Here is a 17,082-nt window from a genome sequence, read left to right as displayed (position 1 = left end):
GATTGCCATGTTGAAGCCCTCTAAATGGATGCTCGCGGCGAGTGCGGCCTTGTTGGCCCAGGTCATGTCCGCTTGGGCGGCGGTGCCGTCGGACACCCCCTTGGCATCAGGCACGACGGCATCGGTCAAGCCCAACGTGATGTTTATCCTCGACGACTCCGGCTCCATGAACGACGAGTTCATGCCGGATGGGGTGAGCGGCAACACCGATAAGGCCGGATACCGCAACCACCTTTGCAACACCATGTACTTCAACCCGGCGACAAACTACGTCGTACCCAAGGACAGCACAGGCATAATGCTTCATAGCGCGAGCCCTGCCACCTATGCGGCTGCCTGCGACAACGGCTACAGTTCCTCGGCCTGCAGTACCGACCTCGGCACACGCTACTACTGGAAATACGTCGGCGCGACCGCCAACCTGGCGTGGCCAGCGAGCGGCTCCAACCACTGCACGCTGACTGCCGACACAACCAAGACCGGCATATGCAGCGACGGAAGCTTCGTCACCAACTCCCCGGCTAGCTGCACTGCGCCCAAGACGCTGGTGTGGGAACGCATCACGGTCACGGCCGCTTCCACCGATGCGCTCAACTATGCCAACTGGTACAGCTACTACCGCAAGCGGCTGATGATGATGAAAGCTGCAGGCGGCCGCGCGTTCCAGGCATTGACGAACAAGTATCGGGTGGGCTTCATCACCATCAACCCCAACAGCCCGGTATCGGATTCCAAGTTCGTTCCGATCAGGGATTTCGACGCCACGCAGAAGTCCGACTGGTACGAGGCGCTGTATGCCCAGACGACCAACGGCTACACGCCACTACGTGAAGCCTTGTCCCGGGTGGGGCGCTATTACGGGGGCAAGGGCGATGGCATCAACGATGGAATGATCTCCGGGACGGACAAGCCGGATCCGGTACAGTATTCCTGCCAGCAGAATTTCGCGATTCTGACGACCGACGGCTACTGGAACAGCAACAGGGGCAGGGACCTTGCCGGCAACGTTCCCGGTTCGGTCAGCTACGACAGCGACGCCTTCGCGCTCGACGCGTACAACGAAGTCGGCGCCAAGTTCTACATCAGTCCGCGGCCGATGTACGACGGCGCCATCGAAACGCGGGTCACGACCGACAAGGAAAACGAGTACCAGGTGACCAGCACGGGTTGTACCGCCGTAACCGTCGGGTCGCAGTTGCAGGAGCGCACCGCGCAGCTGCAACAATCGACATCGACGCTGACCGCTCAGACCTCGACGCTGCAGAAGGCGACCGGCGCCCTGCAGACCTGCCCGAAGACGCTCAGTTCCTGTACTCAACCTAGCGACTGGACCAATACATCATCCTGCACCTGGGACACGAGCGGAGGTACGCAGAGGAGCTGCCGCTACAACTGGGGTGCCTTTGCGACGGCCACGGGCACCTGCACGAAGACCAGCACCAGTTATTCAAACGGGACCACATGGAATACCGCCACGGGCACCGATTGCCGCTACACGGCCTGGTCTACGCCGACGCCGGTCAGCTCCTGCGCGACCCAAGCCCAATCCGGATCGTCACCCTATACCGTCCTGACCGCCCGTACCTGCCAGACGCAGGTCACCACGGCCCTGCATCCCGTGAGCACCTGCACGGCAACGACAGCCCCCAATGCCTCCGGCGAGACCACGCAATGCTCCTACGCCTCCTGGTCGGCGTGGGCCAACAACTCATCCTGCGTCGCGGTACCGAAATCGACCGGGCCCAGCTACACCGTCGGCTTGGCGACGGAATGCCAGACCATTGGCACCACGGTAGCAACCCAGAAGATCCAGTATCGAACCTATACATCCACGACGACGGGCACGTTCAAAGCCGGACTTCAACAGACGTCATCCACCAACTGGACGCCCGCCAGTCCGACCGTCCCGGCCTGGACCGACGTTCCGGGGACCAGTTGCACCCGCGTGGATCAGCCCACGGTGCCCTATAGCCCGCTACCGGCCCGTCGCCGGCCCGTCGCCGGGGAAGCCCCCCTGCCGACAGCGCCCTGCACCGCCTGGCCATGTACGACCAGCACCCTCGGAACGGGCGGCAGCATGCGCAGCCTTGCCGATGTGGCGCAATACTATTACGTCACCGACCTGCGCCCCACTGGAACCACAGGTGCCGGCGGCATCGATGTCTCCCAGAACAATGTGCCGAGGGCCGGCAACGGAGACGAGGACGACAAGGCCACCTGGCAGCACATGACCACCTTCACCCTGGGGCTTGGCCTCGCTGGCCAGCTGAATTTCAGATCGGACTACAAGACGGCGACCACCGGCGATTTCGCATCGATTCGCTCGGGTGGACTCAATTGGCCGGTGCCGACCGATAACACCACTGTCCCGAATGATGAGCCGGCCAAACTCGACGATCTCTGGCATGCCGCCGTCAACGGGCGCGGACTGTTCTTCAGCGCCTCGAACCCCGACTCGGTGGTGACATCCTTGAACCAGGCGCTCGCGGGCATCAACAATCGGGTCGCCTCGGCGGCCGCCGCCGCGACATCGACCCTGGAGCCGGTGGCCGGCGACAACTTCGCCTACATCGCCAAGTATGTCACCGGCGTATGGTCAGGCGACCTGGAAGCCAAGACCATCGCGCTGGTCAACGATCCGACCACCGGCGTCAAGGCCGGAGACGTCGTTGAACCAGCGGTGTGGAATGCCGCGACGAAACTGGCGGCCCAGACCGCCACCTCATGCGACACCCGCAACATCAAGTTGTTCCGCTACGGCGCCACCGACAACCTAGTCGACTTCAAGTGGAATACCAATACCTGCGATTCCGCCGGTATACCGACCGGCACCGCTGTCACAACCCTGAACACAACCGAACAGGCGTACTTCGGCGCCGCGCAGATCGCCGCCATGGGACAGTATCCGTTCATGACCGATGGCTCCGCCAGTACCTTCGATCAGCGCACGAACGCTGCCGGGGCGCCATTGGTCAATTTCCTGCGCGGACAACGAGCCAACGAGGGGTTCCAAGCGGGCTCGAATACCGCCTTTTTCCGATCCCGCAGTGGCGTGCTGGGCGACGTCGTCAACGCACAACCAATGTATGTGCGGGCACCGGTGCGGAACTATAGCGATACCGGCTATCTCGCCTTCAAGGGAGCGCAGGCGTCGCGGGCTCCGGTGGTCTACCTCGCGGCCAATGACGGTATGCTGCATGCGTTCAACGGGGCGGCTGACGGCGGCAATGAACTGTGGGCCTTCATGCCGACGTTCTCGCTTGCCAACCTCTCCCGCCTCGCGGATACGGACTACCCATCCAACCACCGCTATTTCACGGACGGATCGCCCATATCCGGCGACGTGTACGACACGACGGCCACCGCCTGGAAGACGATACTCGTCGGCGGTCTGAACAAGGGTGGCAAGGGGTACTACGCCCTCGACATCACCGATCCGGCGAATCCCAAGGGCCTCTGGGAGTTCACCCATGCCAACCTCGGCTATAGCTACGGCAATCCGATCATCGGCAAGCTGATCGACGGCACGTGGGTCGTTTTCGTGACCTCCGGCCTGAACAATGCCGATGGCAATGGCTATCTGTTCATACTCGATGCGATGACCGGCACCCTGCGCTACCAGATCGCGACCGGCGCGGGCACGGCGGGCAACCCCTCCGGCCTCAACAAGATCACGGGATGGGTGAACGAGAACGCCGACATCAACATGACCATCAACCACATCTACGGCGTGGATCTGCTGGGCAATGTGTGGCGATTCGACATCAATAACATCTTCGGCCCGGCCGGACGGGAGGCGTGGCTGATCACCACCCTGAAGGACGCCAGCGGCAATCCTCAGCCGATCACGACCAAGCCGATTGCCGCACTCATCGGCAGCAACATCCACTTGTATGTAGGCACGGGCCGCTATCTGGGTCTCGAAGACCTTGCGGACACTCAGACGCAGACGGTCTATGGCTTCATCGACGGACTCACCTTAACGGATCCGTCCGTGGCGCTGATTCCCAATGTGCGCACGGCCCTGACCCAGCAGACGTGGCTTATGGTCGGTTCGGGTAGCTCGGCCGTACGCGGATTCCCGACCTGCCAGGCCGCGCCGGTTGGCTGGTATGTCGACCTTACCTTGCCCAAGGAGCGAGTCAACGTCGATATGCGGCGTGCCCTGGGGTCATTGTTCGTCGCCTCCAACATACCCGAACCATCGGCCTGCAACGTCGGCGGCTACAGCATGGCGAGCACGCTGGACCTCAACACGGGATGCACCAATACGACGACGACGACTCCCCCTGCCGGGTTTGCATCAGGGGGCGCATCTGCAGGCCAGCTAGGCTCCTACGTTCAGGCAACCCTGCCCGACGGTACAGTGGTATACATGAAGGTGGCGAGCAAAGGAGCCGGCACCAGCGGCGAAGCCCTGGTCGTGGGTGTCAGCATCGTGATGATCGACGGCAAGATCTACGCCGTGGTGCAATTCTCGGATGGCCATACGGAAACCATCGACCCCGCCATTCAGGACACTCCTCCGGCCGGGCGACGTCTGACATGGCGCGAGATCGTTCCGCAGTAGCGCGCGCCTATGCTCTGTCCATACTCATCCATGGTGCCGTGCTGGGAATGCCGATGCCCCATGGGTCGGGAAGGGGTGCCAGCCATCCCGCGCCCCTCCAGGCCATCCTGGTAAACGCGGTGCATCTGGCGTCGGCACGGTCTGAAGATTCCGTGCTGACACCGCCCGTGCCGATGGATGCCTCGGATGTGCCCGAAATGGATGCCCCGGCGAGCGCGGACTCGACATCCGCCTCAGGCATACCCTTGGCAAGTCCTCCCCCGCAGCCGCCGGAGCCAATGCAACCGATCTACCGGACTGCGGCCGAACTCCATCTGAAGCCGATCCCCCTGACGCCGATCGACCTCGCCGAGTTCGCCCGAATCTATCCGGGTGCCCGAGCGCGTTTTTCCGTGCTGATCGACGAAAAGGGCAAGATCGATGCGATCAATGTGCGTGAGGGCAGCCACCCGGCATTGGCGGAAGCATTCCGGTCTTTCCTGGGAAAAGCCCGTTTCGTCCCCGGAAGGATTGCCGCGCAGCCCGTGAAGAGCGAACTCATGATAGAAATCGCCCTCCCGGAACTTCGACCTTCGACTGCGCCTCAGGGCGGCTCGACCGCCACCCTGCGCCTCCAGTAGCGCTACGGCGCGAGTTCCCTGGGTAGGGGGAAATTGACGTTCTCGCTCGCGCCGTCGATGCTATCGACCGAACCTGCACCCAGTTCACGTAACCGGTCCACTACACCCGCCACCAGCATTTCCGGCGCGGATGCCCCGGCGGTGACGCCCACGCGTGTGTTCCCCGAAATCCAGGCCGGATCGATCGCAGCGGCGTCGTCGACCAGATAGGCCGGAACGCCGAGGTTCTGCGCCACTTCCCGCAGGCGGTTGGAATTCGAGCTGTTCTTCGAACCGACGACGATAACCGCATCGACATTGCGCGCCAGAGACTTCACCGCATCCTGCCGATTCTGCGTCGCATAGCAGATGTCGTCCTTCTTCGGACCGACGATCGCCGGAAAGTGCGCCTTGAGGGCGGCGACGATGGCCGCGGCATCGTCGATGGACAGCGTCGTCTGCGTGACATAGGCGAGTCGTGCCGGATTCTTGACGTCCAGCGTGGCAACGTCATCGACGGTCTCGACCAGATGCATGCCGCAATGCGCCTGACCCATGGTGCCCTCGACCTCGGGGTGGCCCTTGTGGCCAATCATCACGATCTCGCGGCCGGCCTTGCAGTGGCGCTCGACCTCGAGATGGACCTTGGTCACCAGCGGGCAGGTGGCGTCGAAGACTCGCAGGCCGCGCTTGTCGGCCTCCTCGCGCACCGCTTTCGACACGCCGTGGGCGCTGAAGATCACCGTGGCACCGGCGGGAACCTCGTCGAGTTCCTCGACGAAGACGGCGCCCTTGGCCTTGAGGTCGTCGACGACGAAACGGTTGTGGACCACCTCGTGGCGGACGTAGATCGGCGCGCCGAACTTTTCCAGCGCGCGTTCGACGATGGCGATGGCGCGCTCGACGCCGGCGCAGAAGCCGCGGGGATTGGCGAGCAGGACTTGCATCAGAGCACTCCTATGATCTTCACTTCGAAACGCACGAACTTGCCGGCGAGCGGATGGTTGAAGTCGATCAGCGCGGAGGTCTCGTCGAGTTCGCGCACCGTGCCGACATACTTGCCGCCGCCGGGCGCCTCGAACTCGATGGCACCGTGCAGTTCGATCGCGGCACCCTGCGGAAGTTCGTCGCGAGCGAAGCGCTTGACCAGTTGCGCGCTGTACTGGCCGAAGGCCTGCTGCGGCTCGAGCAGGAAGACATGATGCTCGCCGACCGGCAGGCCGTCGAGGCAGGCTTCCAGGGTCGGTGCCAGCTCGCCGTTGCCGAGTTGCAGGGTGGACGGATTGCCGGCGAAGGTGCTGACGAGTTCGGTGTCGTCGGCGGTGGCAAGACGGTAATGCAGGGTGAGGAGGCTGTCGGCCTTGACGCGGTCATTCATGCGCCATCTCCTTGTGGATGAACGAATGCAGCACCAGCAGCAGCACGCCGACGGTGATGGCCGAGTCGGCGACATTGAAGGCCGGCCAGTGCCAGCCGGCGACGTGGAAGTCGAGGAAGTCGACCACCGCGCCGAAGCGCAGCCGGTCGACGACGTTGCCGAGCGCGCCGCCCATGACCAGCGCCAGCGCGAACGACTGCAGCGTGTCCCTGGCATGGCGCCGCAGCATCACGGCGATCCAGGCCGAGATGACGAACGCCAGCGCGACGAAGAACCACTTCTGCCAGCCGCCGGCACCGGCGAGGAAGCTGAAGGCCGCGCCGGCATTGAACACCAGCACGAGGTCGAAGAAGGACAACACCGCGAGCGACTCCTGCGGCTGGAAGGCGGCGAGCACCCAGAGCTTGGTCGCCTGGTCGAGCCCGATCACGACGGCGGCGAGGCCAAACCAGATCTCGGGCCGGGGCAGCCAGTTACGCAAACTCGCGCGCCTCGCCGGTACCGTACATATTGATCGCGCATCGGCCGCAGAGCTCGGGATGCCCGGCCGCGTGGTCGTGGCGGCCGACATCCTCGCGCCAGTGCCAGCAACGCACGCACTTGGCGTGGGCGCTGGGCGCAACCGTAATCACCGTATCGCCAGCGCCGACTTTTTGCAACGTGACCTTGGAGCAGATCAGCACGAACTTGAGGTCCTCGCCGAGCGATGCCAGGAGATCGTAGGTCTCGCCCGCCGCACGGATTTCCAACTCGGCCTGCAGCGAGGAACCGACGCCGCCACTGCTCCGCACCTCCTCGATCGCCTTCATGGCCTCGGCGCGCACAGCACGGAGCGCCTGCCAGCGTGCCGCCAACGCCCCAAAGGAAGTCCCCTTTGGGGACGCCGACTTTTCGGCAAGCTCCGGTAGGGTGTGCCAGGTCGTCAGCATCACGCTCTCGCCACCCTGGAGCTGGGTGATCTCTTCGGCGGTGAAGGACAGGATCGGCGCCATGAGGCGGGTGAGCGACTGCACGATGTGCCACAACGCGCTCTGCGCCGAGCGCCTCGCGCGCGAGTCGGCGGCCGTGGTGTAGAGACGATCCTTGAGGATGTCGAGGTAGAACGCGCCCATGTCTTCGGCGCAGAAGTTCTGCAGCGCTTGCACCACCTTGTGGAACTCGTAGCGCTCGTAGGCGGCGAGGCAGTTCGCCTGCAGCTCGTGCGTCAGTGCCAGTGCGTAGCGGTCGACCTCGAGCCACTCGCCGACCGGCAGCATCTGCGTAACCGGATCGAAATCCGCCGTATTGGCGAGCAGGAACTTGAGGGTGTTGCGCAGGCGGCGATAGACTTCGACCACGCGGTCGAGGATCTCCTTGGAAATGGTCAGCTCGCCCGAGTAGTCGGTGGCGGCGGCCCACAGGCGCAGGATCTCGGCGCCGAGGGTGTCGGAGACCTGCTGCGGCGCGACGACGTTGCCCTTGGACTTGGACATCTTCATGCCCTTGCCGTCGACGACGAAGCCGTGGGTCAGCAGCGCCTTGTAGGGCGCGCGGCCGTCGATGGCGCAGCCGGTGAGCAGGCTCGAGTGGAACCAGCCGCGATGTTGGTCGGAGCCTTCGAGGTAGAGGTCGGCCGGATAGCCACAGTCGGCCTCGTGCGAGCCGCGCATCACCGACCAGTGGGTGGTGCCCGAGTCGAACCAGACGTCGAGGGTGTCGCTCATCTTGTCGTACTTGGCCGCGTCGTCGCCGAGCAGCTCCTTGGCGTCGAGCGCGAACCACGCCTCGATGCCGCCGGCATCCACGCGCTTCGCCACGTCCTCGATCAGCTCCAGCGTGCGCGGATGCGGCTCGCCCGTCTCCTTGTGCAGGAAGAAGGGAATCGGCACACCCCAGTTGCGCTGGCGCGAGACGCACCAGTCGGGACGGTTCGCGATCATGGCGTGCAGCCGCGCCTTGCCCCAGCCGGGGAAGAACTCGGTGGCCTCGATGGCGGCGAGCGCCGCAGTGCGCAGCGTCTTGCCCTCGTTCGGCTGGCGATCCATGCCGACGAACCACTGCGTGGTGGCGCGGTAGATGATCGGCGTCTTGTGGCGCCAGCAGTGCATGTAGCTATGGACGATCTCGCCGCTGGCCATGAGCGAGCCGACCTCGGCCAGCTTGGCGATGATTTCCGGATTGGCCTTCCACACGTTGAGCCCGCCGAAGTACGGCAGGCTCTCGGCGAAACGACCGTTGCCCTGAACGGGGGTGAGGATTTCGTCGTTCTTCATGCCGGCACGGCGGCAGGAATCGAAATCCTCGACGCCGTAGGCCGGCGCGCTATGGACAACGCCGGTGCCGGTGTCGAGCGTCACGTATTCGCCGAGGAACACCGTCGAGGCACGATCGTAGATAGGGTGGCGGAAGACCATGCGGTCGAGCGCGATGCCGCGCGCCGCGCCCACCACCTTGCCTTCGAGGCCGTAGCGCTCCAGTGCGGAAGCGCGCAGTTCGGCCGCGAGGATCAGCAGCCCCTTCGACGTATCGACCAGTTCATAGACGAACTCGGGATGGACGTTGAGCGCCTGGTTGCCGGGGATGGTCCAGGGCGTGGTGGTCCAGATCACGGCATAAGCGGTCTTTTCCGGCAGAACGTCGAGACCGAAGGCCCCCGCCAGCCGGCCGCGTTCGGTCGCGTCGAGCGGGAAGGCGACGTCGATGGCCGGCGATTTCTTGTCGGCGTATTCGACCTCGGCCTCGGCCAGCGCCGAACCGCAGTCGAAGCACCAGTTCACCGGCTTCAAGCCCTTGAACAGGTAGCCGCGCCGGTACATCTCGCTCAAGGCACGGATCTCGTCGGCCTCGGTGCGGTATTCCATCGTCTTGTAGGGCCGATCCCAGTCGCCGAGCACGCCGAGGCGGATGAAGTCCTTCTTCTGCCGCTCGATCTGCTCCTGCGCGTAGGTACGACAGTGGGCGCGCGCCTGGTCGGCCGGCAGGTGCTTGCCGTGGGTCTTCTCGATCTGGTGCTCGATAGGCAGGCCGTGGCAGTCCCAGCCCGGGATATAGGGCGCGTCGAAGCCGGCCAGCGTCTTCCAGCGGACGATGATGTCCTTGAGGACCTTGTTCACCGCATGGCCGATGTGAATGTCGCCGTTGGCGTAGGGCGGGCCGTCGTGCAGGACGAAGCGCGGCCGGCCCTTCGATGCCTCGCGGATGCGCTGATAGAGCTGCTTCTGCTGCCATTGTGCGATCCAGCCCGGTTCGCGCTTGGCGAGGTCGCCGCGCATCGGAAACGGCGTGTCGGGCATGTTGAGGGTCTTGCGATAGTCGGCCATGGTGCGGCTCAGTTGCCTTCAAAGTAATTGCGGATGTCTTTGACGTCGCGGCCGATCTGGGCCGTCAGCGCCTCGAGCGAGTCGAATTTCATTTCGTCGCGCATCTTGTGCAGGAAATGCACCGTGATGTGCGAGCCGTAGATCTCGCGGTCGAAATCGAACAGGTTCACCTCGAGCACCGGCTTGAGACCCTGGCCCAGCGTGGGCCGCACGCCGAGGCTTGCCGCGCCTGGCAGGTGGCGCTTGTCGAGGCCGGAGACGGTGACGGCGAAGACGCCGGTCAGCGGCAGGCGCTTGCGCTTCAACTGGATGTTGGCGGTGGGCCAGCCGATGCGGCGGCCGATCTTGTCGCCATGGACGACGCGTCCGGCGATGCAATAGGGATGGCCGAGCAGGGCCGCGGCATGCTCGAGGTTGCCGGCCGCCAGCGCCTCGCGCACGGCGGAACTGGAGACCCGCTCCTCCAGCACCTCGACGGTGTGCATGGCCTCGACGCCGAAGCCGTGCGCCTGGCCGGCCGACTGCATCATGGCGAAGTCACCGGCGCGCCCCTTGCCGAAGCGGAAGTCGTCGCCGATGATGATGTGCTTCGCCGCCAGGCCATTGACGAGAATGCGCTCGATGAACTCCTCGGCCGGCAGACCGGCCAACCGCCGGGAGAAATGACAGACGAAGGCGCGGTCGACGCCGCAGCCGTCGAGCAACTGTAATTTTTCCCGTAGCGACGTCAGGCGCGCCGGGGCCTGCTCGGGCGTGAACAACTCGCGCGGGTGCGGCTCGAAGGTCATCACCGTGGTCGCCAGGCCGAGTTCGGCGCCGCGCGCCGTCAGGCGCTCGAGCATGGCGCGATGGCCCAGGTGCAGGCCATCGAAGTTGCCGATGGTCAGCACGGTGGGCTGGGTGGAATGTTCCGGAACCCGGCGAAACACCTGCATGCCGCAAGACCTTGTCGCTGCGTGGAAAAGCGGCGGATTATATCAGTCCAGCCTTGCCAGCCTGGACTTGGCCAGCGGCGGATTCCTCGCGAAATAACCCTTGATGCCGCGCAGGATGGCCTCGGCCATCCTGTCCTGGTAGTCCTCGTCGGTCAGCCGCCTTTCCTCTTCGGGATTGGAGATGAAAGCGGTCTCGACCAGGATCGATGGAATGTCCGGCGCCTTGAGCACGGCAAAGCCGGCCTGCTCGACATGGCCCTTGTGCAGGGAATTGATGCCGCCGAGTTCGCCGAGAACGGCCTTGCCGAGCTTGAGGCTGTCGTTGAGCGTCGCGGTCTGCGACAGGTCGAGCAGCGTGCGCGCCAGGTGCGGATCCTTGACGCCGATGTTCACGCCGCCGATGAGGTCGGCCGAGTTCTCCTTGTTCGCCAGCCAGCGCGCGGCCGACGACGATGCGCCATTCTCCGACAGCACGAACACCGAGGAACCCCGCGCCGTCGGCTTGATGAAGGCGTCGGCATGCACCGAGACGAAGAGGTCGGCCTGCACCCGCCGCGCCTTGCCTACGCGGCTCTGCAGCGGTATGAAGAAGTCGCCGTCGCGCGTCAGCGCCGAGCGCATGTTGGGCTGGGCGTCGATCTTTTCCTTGAGGCGACGCGCGATGGACAACGTGACATCCTTTTCCCTGCTGCCGCCGCGGCCGATGGCGCCCGGGTCCTCGCCGCCGTGGCCGGGGTCGAGCACGATGGTGACCATGCGCGTCACCACGGGCTTGCCGGGGTCCTGCTGGGCCGGCTTGCCCTTGCCGGGCTCGTCCTTGATCTCGCTCTTCTCCAGCAGCGCCATCAGCGGGTCGATTTCCTGCGCCGGATAGAGGTCGAGCACCAGGCGGTGGCCATACTCGCCGACCGGCTTGAGGGTGAACACCTGCGGCTTGATCTCGCCCTTGAGCTCGATGACGATGCGCACCACACCCGGCTTGTTGCGCCCGGCGCGGATCAGCTTGATGTAGGGGTCGGTCTCGGCGATCTTGCCCGGCAGGCTCTGCAGCACAGTGTTGAACTCGACACCCTCGAGATCGACGACGAGACGTTCGGGATCCTTGACCAGCAGATGCGTAAAGCGCATCGGCTGGTCATGCTCGAGGGTGACGCGGGTGTAGTCCTGCGCTGGCCAGACACGGACGCCGAGGATGCTCGCTGGACTGGCCGTGGCAGCAGCGCCGACTCGCGATACGGCCAGCGTCAGGCTGGCGGCGGCGAACTTGAGGACGGCGCGCCGCGAGACGGAGAACTCGTCACCATGCGACTCAACTCGGCGAGACATTGCGCCCCCCGCTCGCTTCGCGCCGAAACCCGTACGACCCGCCCTGCCCCGGCATGCTCCAGCATGACGACGACATCGGCAGCCGGCAAATAGGGTGCAGCGCGATCCGGCCACTCGACCACGCAAACGCCCTGCCCGCCGAAATACTCGTCCAGCCCCGCATCCAGATATTCCTCAGGCTGACTGAACCTATAAAAATCAAAGTGATACAAGTTTAACCCAGAAACCGGGTGAACTTCAACCAGGGTGTAGGTCGGGCTCTTGACCGGCCCGGCGTCGCCGAGCGCTCGCAGCAGGCCGCGCACCAGCGTCGTCTTGCCGGCGCCGAGATCGCCCTCGAGCCAGATCACCAGGCCGGGCAACATGGTTTGCGCCAGCGCCGCCCCGAGCGCCAGCGTGGCCGCTTCGTCGGCGAGGTCTAACGTACACTGCTCGGCATGCATGACTGGACTCGACTCGCACGAAGTATCAAGGACTGGGGCCGCGAACTCGGCTTCGATGCCATCGGCATCACCGGCACCGATCTCGGCGAGGCGGAGCGCGAACTCAACGACTGGCTCGCCGCCGACTGCCACGGCGAGATGGATTATATGGCGACCCACGGCACCAAACGCTCGCGCCCCGCAGAACTAGTGCCCGGAACGCGCGCGGTGATTGCGGCGCGGATGAACTACCGCCCCCCTGTCGCCCCGGCCGCGAGCGCCGAAGTCGCCGCCATCTCCCGCTACGCCCTCGGCCGCGACTACCACAAGCTGCTGCGCGCGCGGCTGCAGAAGCTGGCCGATCGCATCGTCGCGGAAGTGGGCGAATTCGGCTACCGCGTGTTCACCGACTCGGCGCCGGTGATGGAAGTCGCGCTCGCCGCGAAGGCCGGCCTCGGCTGGCGCGGCAAGCACACCTTGTTGCTCTCGCGCCAGGCGGGCTCGTGGTTCTTCCTTGGCGAGATCTACGTCGACCTGCCGCTGCCGCCCGACGCACCGGCCACCGATCACTGCGGCACCTGCCGCGCCTGCCTCGACGCCTGCCCGACCGACGCCTTCCTCGCGCCCTACAGGCTAGACGCGCGGCGCTGCATCTCCTACCTGACGATCGAACTGAAGGGCGCGATTCCCGAGCCGCTGCGGCCGCTGCTCGGCAATCGCATCTACGGCTGCGACGATTGCCAGGACGTCTGCCCATGGAACCGTGAAGCGCCAATGACGCGCGAGCCCGACTTCCTGCCGCGCCACGCCCTGGATACGGCGACCTTGATCGAACTGTTCGCGTGGGACGAGGCCGAGTTCAATGAAAAGCTCGCCGGCAGCGCAATACGCCGCATCGGCCATGAGCGCTGGCTGAGGAACATCGCCATCGCGCTCGGCAACGCGCCATCATTGCCTGAACTCATCGCCGCGCTTGAGGCGCGGCGCGAGGATTCCTCAGCCCTGGTGCGCGAACACGTCGCGTGGGCGCTCAATCAACATCCCCATCCCCCGCCCCCTTCCCGAGAAAGGGGGTGACGGGTGTTCGCGGACTGCGTCCGCTCCGGTTCGTTGAAGCGGCTGGCTCGGGACGGCCCGTCGCCAGCCGGTCACTCCCCGGTCGCGATGGGCCGCGACGGGTCCGCGCACCACTCGCTCCACGACCCAGCGTAGAGCCGCGAGCCATTGAGCCCGGCGACTTCCATCGCCAGCAGGTTGTGGCAGGCGGTGACGCCGGAGCCGCATTGCTGGATCACGTTCTGCGGCAAGCGCCCCTTGAGCACGGCGTCGAACTCCTCGCGCAGTTCCTCGGCCGTCTTGAAGAAGCAGCCGGCATCGTCGAGGTTGTCGAAGTAGAAGCGGTTGATGGCACCGGGGAGGTGGCCGCCGACGGGATCGAGGTTTTCCTCCTCGCCACTGAAGCGCTCGGGCGCGCGAGCGTCGAGGATGAGGAACTGCGGATCGTCGAGCCGCTCGAGCACATCGTCGGCGCCATAGGGCAGGGCGCCGGCGCGGACGGCAAAGGGCGCCGGCGGATACGTCGGCACGGCGGTCTCGAACTCGCGCTTGGCCCGGCGCCAGCAGGGCACGCCGCCGTCGAGCACGGCGACCTTCTCGTGCCCCACCCAGCGCAGCATCCACCACAGGCGCGAGGCGAAGATGCTGCCCTCGTTGTCGTAGGCCACCACTTGGGTATCGGGCCCCACGCCGCAGGCCGCCATCTTCGCGGCGAACGCTTCCTTGCCCGGTAGCGGATGGCGACCGTTGGCTCCGTTCTTCTCGCCGGAGAGATCGCGGTCGAGGTGCAGGAACAGCGCGCCTGGAATGTGGCCCTTGAGGTAGGCCTTCTCGCCGTAGCCGATATCCTGCAGGTCGTGGCGGCAGTCGAAGATGCGCCAGTGCGGGTCGTCGAGGTGGGCGGCCAGTTCGTCCGCGGTGACCAGCGTCGTGCTCATACGGGCAAGCCATCCAGCCAGGCGCGGGCATCGTCGGCGTCATGGAACACGCGCAACTCGGCGGCGACGAAGACCTGCGACAGCCAAGCGCTCCAGGCGATCCATTCGCTATCGGTGACGACGGCGATACGGGCGAAGTCGCCACCGTGGGCGCGCGAGAACTTGATCTCCTCCCATGCCATGTCGACGGTGAAGTCGGCCATTTCGGTGAGATCGAAGAGCAGATTGACCGGCCCCTCGAACTTGACCTTGTATTGAACCAGTTCCTCGAATTCCTTGAAGTCGCCGAGCGTGAACTCGCCGAGCACGGCGACGGAGACCTGGCTGTCTCGATAGTCGATGGTGATCATGGCATTTCCTGATTATCCGAAGTCTGTCGGCGCATTATGGCTCAATCCGTAACGGCCGGAGCGGCGCGCGAGCGCAGCGTCGCGGCGATGCCGCCGGCGACGATCAGCGCGATGCCGGCCCACGCCCGCCACGGCAAGGTCTCGTGCCACATGACGAGGCCGAACAGGCTGGAGAAGATCACCGTGGTATAGGCGAGGCTGGCGGCGGCCAGGGTGCTGCCGCGCTTGTAGGCGGCCGTCATGCACAGCTGCGCCAGGGTGCCGAAACCGCCGACGCCGAGCAGCAGCAGCCAGCCGCGGCCGTCGATCGCATGCAGCGGCCCGGCGGCGATGAACGACGGCAGGCCGCCGACGCTGGCGAACAGCGAGAAGTAGAACACCGTGCGCCACTCCGGTTCGCCCAGCTCGCCCAGCCGCCGCACGTTGAGATAGGCGACGCTTGATATCATGCCCGAGGCCAGCCCCAGCAGCCCGCCGAACCATTGTTCCGCGGTCAGCGTCGGCTGCAGCAGGAGTGCGATGCCGGCGAAGCCCGCGGCCAGAGCGAGGTAGACTTCGGCAGCGATCGGTTCGCGCCGCCAGAAGGCGAGCAGCAGCGCCAGAAACAGGGGCGACGTGTAGTTGAGCGTCACCGCAGCCGCCAGCGGGATCAAACTGATGGCGTAGAAATAGGCCACGAGCGAAACGAAGCCTGACAGTCCGCGCCAGAAGTGCATGCGCCAGTGACGCGTCGTCAGCGCAAGCCCGGTCCATGCGATGAAGCCGCCGAGCAGCAGCAGCGAGACGAAGCCGCGATAGAACACCAGTTCCGCCGCCGTGAAGGCGGTCGCCGCAAGCTTGACACAGACGCCCATCGCGGCGAACAGCAGGCTGGCGGCGAGCATCCAGAGCGGTTGCATGAGGCAAAGGCGCCGGAGCGAACCGGAGCCTTTCGGGCTCGCGGCCTACTCGAGGTGCGCGCCCATGGTGCGGCGATAGAACTCGTGGAAGTGCTGCATGCCGTCTTCCATCGGCGACTGGTAGGGCCCGATCTCGCTGCGCCCCTGCTGCAGCAGGGCGTGGCGGCCGCGGTCCATGCGCTCGCCGATGTCGTCATCCTCGATCGCAGTTTCCATGTAGGCGGCCTGCTCGGCCTTGATGAACTCCGGCTCGAACAGCGCGATATCCTCGGGGTAGTAGAACTCGACGACGTTCATGGTGCGGTCCACGTCCTGCGGGATCAGCGTCGACACCACCAGCACGTGCGGATACCACTCGACCATGATGTTGGGATAGTAGGTGAGCCAGATCGCGCCATGCGGCGGCAGTTTGCCGCCGTAGTAGTCGAGCACCGCCTTGTGCCACCGGGCGTAGGTCTTGCTGCCGGGCTTGGCCAGCGAGGTGATGCCGACGCGCTGCACCGAATACCAATCGCCGAACTGCCAGGTCAGGTCATCACAGGTGACGAAGCTGCCCAGTCCCGGATGGTAGGGGGCGACATGGTAGTCCTCGAGATAGACCTCGATGAACGTCTTCCAGTTGTAGTTGCACTGATGCATCTCGACGTGCTCGAGCCGGTAGCCGGAGAAGTCGAGCTCCGTCGCGACCTTCATCCCGGCAAGATCGGCATTGGCCGAGCGCGGGCCCTTGAACAGCAGGCCCTGCCAGTTCTCCAGCTTTTCCTTGTTGAGATTGAGGCAGGGATTGGCCGGAAAATGCGGCGCGCCGATCAGTTGCCCCTGGGTGTCGTAGGTCCAGCGGTGGATCGGGCAGACGATGTTCTGCGCGGTGCCGGCACCCTGCAGCATGATGGCCTGGCGGTGGCGGCAGACGTTGGACATGCGGTAGATGCCGTCGGGCTGGCGCACCAGGATGTGCGAGTGGTCGCTCCACTCGGTCGAGCGATAGTTATAGAGTTCAGGAACCATCAGCTCGTGGCCGACGTACCCCGGACCGGCATCGAAGATGAGCTTCTTCTCCATTTCGAAGAGCTTTTCGTCGAAATACCAATCCACGGGGAACTGCGAGACGCCGGGCGCAAGTTGCGCGCGGGAGCCGATGTCGGACATTTTTTCCCAACCTCCAAGAAGTGGCCCGGAAACAGGAAACTTGAAATACCCGCAACCTCAAGCAATTGAGCGCTTTGCGGGGACCGGAAAGTATAGCGAAATCGGCCTGAAAATTGACCGCAGGGGGTCGGATAAGTTATTTTTGCGACTTTACGCTTTAC

General features: G+C 64.9%; 14 protein-coding genes. 3 read left to right on the top strand and 11 right to left on the bottom strand.

All coding sequences use genetic code 11. From position 1 onward, the window contains the following. Positions 1 to 7: 7 nt before the first annotated feature. Together EJE94_RS07525 and EJE94_RS07520 are read left to right on the top strand one after the other, a co-directional pair. Positions 8 to 4,570, top strand: coding sequence for a PilC/PilY family type IV pilus protein (locus EJE94_RS07525; protein WP_124962415.1), 4,563 nt, complete (start codon positions 8 to 10; stop codon positions 4,568 to 4,570). Positions 4,571 to 4,848: 278 nt separating this feature from the next. Continuing rightward, complete coding sequence (locus EJE94_RS07520) at positions 4,849 to 5,190, top strand: energy transducer TonB (RefSeq protein WP_121242402.1); 342 nt, start codon at positions 4,849 to 4,851, stop codon at positions 5,188 to 5,190. A gap of 2 nt (positions 5,191 to 5,192) precedes the next feature. Here EJE94_RS07520 and ispH read toward each other — a convergent pair whose 3' ends face one another. The 7 genes from ispH to tsaE are packed head-to-tail and all read right to left on the bottom strand — an operon-like array spanning position 5,193 to position 12,550. Next, a complete protein-coding gene (gene ispH, locus EJE94_RS07515; protein ID WP_121242403.1) occupies positions 5,193 to 6,116 on the bottom strand; it encodes a 4-hydroxy-3-methylbut-2-enyl diphosphate reductase in 924 nt (307 codons plus the stop codon). Beyond that, positions 6,116 to 6,547, bottom strand: a complete 432-nt coding sequence (locus tag EJE94_RS07510; protein WP_121242404.1) for an FKBP-type peptidyl-prolyl cis-trans isomerase — start codon at positions 6,545 to 6,547, stop codon at positions 6,116 to 6,118. Before EJE94_RS07510 ends, ispH begins: the two co-directional genes overlap by 1 nt. Continuing rightward, positions 6,540 to 7,028 (bottom strand): signal peptidase II, encoded by a 489-nt coding sequence (gene lspA / locus EJE94_RS07505; protein ID WP_243642556.1) that lies wholly within the window; start codon positions 7,026 to 7,028, stop codon positions 6,540 to 6,542. Before lspA ends, EJE94_RS07510 begins: the two co-directional genes overlap by 8 nt. Beyond that, positions 7,021 to 9,846, bottom strand: coding sequence for an isoleucine--tRNA ligase (gene ileS, locus EJE94_RS07500; protein ID WP_121242406.1), 2,826 nt, complete (start codon positions 9,844 to 9,846; stop codon positions 7,021 to 7,023). The genes lspA and ileS overlap by 8 nt, the downstream gene beginning before the upstream one ends. An 8-nt stretch (positions 9,847 to 9,854) precedes the next feature. After that, entirely contained in the window at positions 9,855 to 10,781 is a 927-nt protein-coding gene (locus tag EJE94_RS07495) for a bifunctional riboflavin kinase/FAD synthetase (protein ID WP_121242407.1), read from the bottom strand. Positions 10,782 to 10,823: 42 nt separating this feature from the next. Continuing rightward, a complete protein-coding gene (locus tag EJE94_RS07490; protein WP_121242408.1) occupies positions 10,824 to 12,107 on the bottom strand; it encodes an N-acetylmuramoyl-L-alanine amidase in 1,284 nt (427 codons plus the stop codon). Then, positions 12,026 to 12,550, bottom strand: a complete 525-nt coding sequence (gene tsaE, locus EJE94_RS07485; RefSeq protein WP_121242409.1) for a tRNA (adenosine(37)-N6)-threonylcarbamoyltransferase complex ATPase subunit type 1 TsaE — start codon at positions 12,548 to 12,550, stop codon at positions 12,026 to 12,028. The genes EJE94_RS07490 and tsaE overlap by 82 nt, the downstream gene beginning before the upstream one ends. On the opposite strand from tsaE, the gene queG reads away from it, so the two are divergent. Then, positions 12,545 to 13,606 carry a tRNA epoxyqueuosine(34) reductase QueG gene (queG, locus tag EJE94_RS07480; protein ID WP_124962414.1) on the top strand — a complete coding sequence of 354 codons (1,062 nt, stop codon included), beginning with the start codon at positions 12,545 to 12,547 and terminating at the stop codon, positions 13,604 to 13,606. The genes tsaE and queG overlap by 6 nt on opposite strands. A 71-nt stretch (positions 13,607 to 13,677) precedes the next feature. Here the strand turns inward: queG and EJE94_RS07475 are convergent, their stop codons facing one another. Genes EJE94_RS07475 through EJE94_RS07460 form a run of 4 tightly spaced genes read right to left on the bottom strand, consistent with a single transcriptional unit; the run spans position 13,678 to position 16,921 of the window. Next, positions 13,678 to 14,523 carry a sulfurtransferase gene (locus EJE94_RS07475; RefSeq protein ID WP_121242411.1) on the bottom strand — a complete coding sequence of 282 codons (846 nt, stop codon included), beginning with the start codon at positions 14,521 to 14,523 and terminating at the stop codon, positions 13,678 to 13,680. Further along, on the bottom strand, positions 14,520 to 14,873 hold the full coding sequence (locus tag EJE94_RS07470) for a SpoIIAA family protein (RefSeq protein ID WP_121242412.1): 354 nt from the start codon (positions 14,871 to 14,873) through the stop codon (positions 14,520 to 14,522). Before EJE94_RS07470 ends, EJE94_RS07475 begins: the two co-directional genes overlap by 4 nt. 41 nt (positions 14,874 to 14,914) lie before the next feature. Next, positions 14,915 to 15,772 (bottom strand): DMT family transporter, encoded by an 858-nt coding sequence (locus EJE94_RS07465; RefSeq protein WP_121242413.1) that lies wholly within the window; start codon positions 15,770 to 15,772, stop codon positions 14,915 to 14,917. A gap of 45 nt (positions 15,773 to 15,817) precedes the next feature. Continuing rightward, on the bottom strand, positions 15,818 to 16,921 hold the full coding sequence (locus EJE94_RS07460; RefSeq protein WP_121242414.1) for an aromatic ring-hydroxylating oxygenase subunit alpha: 1,104 nt from the start codon (positions 16,919 to 16,921) through the stop codon (positions 15,818 to 15,820). Positions 16,922 to 17,082: the final 161 nt, after the last annotated feature.

Origin of the sequence: Sulfurisoma sediminicola, assembly GCF_003865015.1 — a bacterium.
GTDB lineage: Bacteria > Pseudomonadota > Gammaproteobacteria > Burkholderiales > Rhodocyclaceae > Sulfurisoma > Sulfurisoma sediminicola.
The sequence above is the reverse complement of the archived record's forward strand: the minus strand, read 5'-3'. Positions and strand labels throughout refer to the sequence as shown.

What these genes read in the sequence shown, in the direction of transcription:
- tsaE (WP_121242409.1), bottom strand. Translation starts at nt 12,550, where the DNA reads ATGCATGCCGAGCAGTGTACGTTAGACCTCGCCGACGAAGCGGCCACG.
- EJE94_RS07460 (WP_121242414.1), bottom strand. Translation starts at nt 16,921, where the DNA reads ATGTCCGACATCGGCTCCCGCGCGCAACTTGCGCCCGGCGTCTCGCAG.
- EJE94_RS07490 (WP_121242408.1), bottom strand. Translation starts at nt 12,107, where the DNA reads ATGTCTCGCCGAGTTGAGTCGCATGGTGACGAGTTCTCCGTCTCGCGG.
- EJE94_RS07495 (WP_121242407.1), bottom strand. Translation starts at nt 10,781, where the DNA reads ATGCAGGTGTTTCGCCGGGTTCCGGAACATTCCACCCAGCCCACCGTG.
- EJE94_RS07520 (WP_121242402.1), top strand. Translation starts at nt 4,849, where the DNA reads ATGCAACCGATCTACCGGACTGCGGCCGAACTCCATCTGAAGCCGATC.
- EJE94_RS07470 (WP_121242412.1), bottom strand. Translation starts at nt 14,873, where the DNA reads ATGATCACCATCGACTATCGAGACAGCCAGGTCTCCGTCGCCGTGCTC.
- EJE94_RS07465 (WP_121242413.1), bottom strand. Translation starts at nt 15,772, where the DNA reads ATGCAACCGCTCTGGATGCTCGCCGCCAGCCTGCTGTTCGCCGCGATG.
- EJE94_RS07525 (WP_124962415.1), top strand. Translation starts at nt 8, where the DNA reads ATGTTGAAGCCCTCTAAATGGATGCTCGCGGCGAGTGCGGCCTTGTTG.
- ileS (WP_121242406.1), bottom strand. Translation starts at nt 9,846, where the DNA reads ATGGCCGACTATCGCAAGACCCTCAACATGCCCGACACGCCGTTTCCG.
- queG (WP_124962414.1), top strand. Translation starts at nt 12,545, where the DNA reads ATGCATGACTGGACTCGACTCGCACGAAGTATCAAGGACTGGGGCCGC.
- EJE94_RS07510 (WP_121242404.1), bottom strand. Translation starts at nt 6,547, where the DNA reads ATGAATGACCGCGTCAAGGCCGACAGCCTCCTCACCCTGCATTACCGT.
- ispH (WP_121242403.1), bottom strand. Translation starts at nt 6,116, where the DNA reads ATGCAAGTCCTGCTCGCCAATCCCCGCGGCTTCTGCGCCGGCGTCGAG.
- EJE94_RS07475 (WP_121242411.1), bottom strand. Translation starts at nt 14,523, where the DNA reads ATGAGCACGACGCTGGTCACCGCGGACGAACTGGCCGCCCACCTCGAC.